This is a genomic window from Actinoplanes sp. NPDC051633, from assembly GCF_040681735.1.
Taxonomy (GTDB): Bacteria; Actinomycetota; Actinomycetes; order Mycobacteriales; family Micromonosporaceae; genus Actinoplanes.
The window spans coordinates 1-2057 of the sequence record NZ_JBFAZH010001294.1; the positions used below are offsets into that span (position 1 = coordinate 1).

The 2057-nt window shown below is 69.7% G+C and carries 1 protein-coding gene; it reads left to right on the forward strand.

Features of this window, described 5'->3' with window-relative positions:
- Positions 1-640 precede the first annotated feature (640 nt).
- Entirely contained in the window at positions 641-1834 is a 1194-nt protein-coding gene (locus tag AB0M20_RS40235; RefSeq protein ID WP_364306411.1) for an FAD-dependent monooxygenase, read from the forward strand.
- Positions 1835-2057: the final 223 nt, after the last annotated feature.

Here is a 2057-nt window from a genome sequence, read left to right on the forward strand (position 1 = left end):
GGGTCGCCCCCGGAATCAGTAGAGTGGGCGATACTGGGATCGAACCAGTGACCTCTTCCGTGTCAACGAATGGTCCGCACCGGCTCTGACCTGCGACTCTGCGATGACCAGCATCAACGGGGCGGCCGTTGACAGCGGTTCAGCGCAGTTGAGGACAGTCCGGAGCCGTTGGACACCCCCTGCTGCTCCCAATCTGCTCCCCAGTGTTCATAGAACAACGTGGGAAGAGGTCAGCTTTACGGATCACCCAAGAGCAGCACGGGGCGGCCGCGACGGTCGCCAAACCAGCGGAATTTCTAGCAGCCGTGAGAGGTACCGGGAGGCCAGTTCACGCCTCCCGACGAGCGCTCGCGCATCTCGGCACTCGATCCAGGCTGGCGTGGACAGGCGTGATGGTCCGCGGCGTTGGCGCATGTCCGGCTGACGACGTGCGTCCGTTCGCCGACTCGGCATAGCCATTCCCGAGGCGCAGCATCGCGGCGCAGCAAATCCTCGCGTCGGGAACTGCTGGCCGACCTCACACCTTGAGCGCCGGAGTCTTTGCACGAAACTGACGAAGTTCTGGAGTGTCTGCCTGTCGTCTCGCTGACCCGTTCCGCCGCCGCGCCACCATATGCTCCGGTGAACGATGGGAGGAGACATGCCACGCACGACGACCGTCGCCGTGGTCGGCGGTGGGATCGGCGGTCTGGCCGCGGCGCTGGCGCTGCTGCGGGCCGGATTCGACGTGCGCGTCTACGAGCAGTCCGGCGCGGTGTCGCAGGTCGGGGCGGGTATCCAGCTCGCGCCGAACTGCGCGCGGATCCTGCACCGCCTCGGCGTTCTGCCGGCCATCGAGAAGTCGGCGTTCGCGCCGGCGACCTTCGACTTCCGCCGCTGGGACGACGGACGGCTGCTGTCCCGGACGCCGCTCGGCGCCGGCATTGCCGCCACCTACGGTGCGCCCTACCTGCACGCGCACCGTAGCGACCTGGTGGCGGTGCTCGCCGACGCGGTGGGCCCCGACCGGATCGGGACCGGCCGCCGGTGCCGCGGGGTCAACCACGACGGCACGGGTGCCGAGGTACGGTTCGCCGACGGCGGCACCGTGACCGCCGACGTCGTCGTCGGCGCCGACGGGATCCACTCCGTGGTGCGCGAGGCCCTGTACGGCCCGGAGCAGCCACGGTTCACCGGCCATGTCGCGTACCGCGGCCTCGTGCCGGCCGAACGGCTCAGCCGCCTGAACCTGGAGCCGCGCTGCACGGTCCGGCTGGGTCCGGGCGCCCACTTCGTCCACTACTTCGTTTCCGCCGGGCGGCTTCACAACGTTGTGTGCGTCGTGGAAGAGGACTCCTGGACACGGGAGTCGTGGACCGACCCCGGCGACTCCGAGGAGCTGCGCGCCGCGTTCACCGGCTGGCATCCCGCCGTCGGCGGCATCATCGACGCGCTCGATCGTCCCCTCAAGTGGGCCCTGTTCGACCGGCCGCCGCTGGCGCGGTGGAGCACCGGACCAGTCACGCTGCTGGGTGACGCGTGCCATCCGATGCTGCCGTACGGGGCGCAGGGAGCGGCCCAAGCCATCGAGGACGCTGCCGTGCTCGCCGCCTGCCTGGAGGGGGCCGGCCGCCGCGAGGTGCCCACCGCGCTCCACCAGTACGAGTCGATCCGCCGGGGCCGCGCCACGCGCGTGCAGGACATGTCCCGCGCGAACGGCCGTCGCTTCCACCTACCGGACGGCCCCGACCAGCAGGCGCGGGACGCGGCAATGGCGTCCAGCTTCGGGCTCTCCCCCGAGATCGACTGGCTGTACGGCCACGACCCGATGGTCCCCGAGACCGCTGTGGCCTGATTTCCACCTGCCAAGCTCGCCGCTTCATCGACATACCACCAGAGGCTCTGTTGCGTTCGCTGCTCGGTAGATCAGGCAGGCTTGAGTGGTGAAGCGTGCAGCGCGGTACCGGGTGGGGTCACCTCCGCGGTCGGCGTTCGCTGGCTATCGGTTCCCGGCCGACGTGATCGTGGTCGCGATGCGCTGGTACCTGCGCTACGGCCTGTCCTACCGCGACGACGAG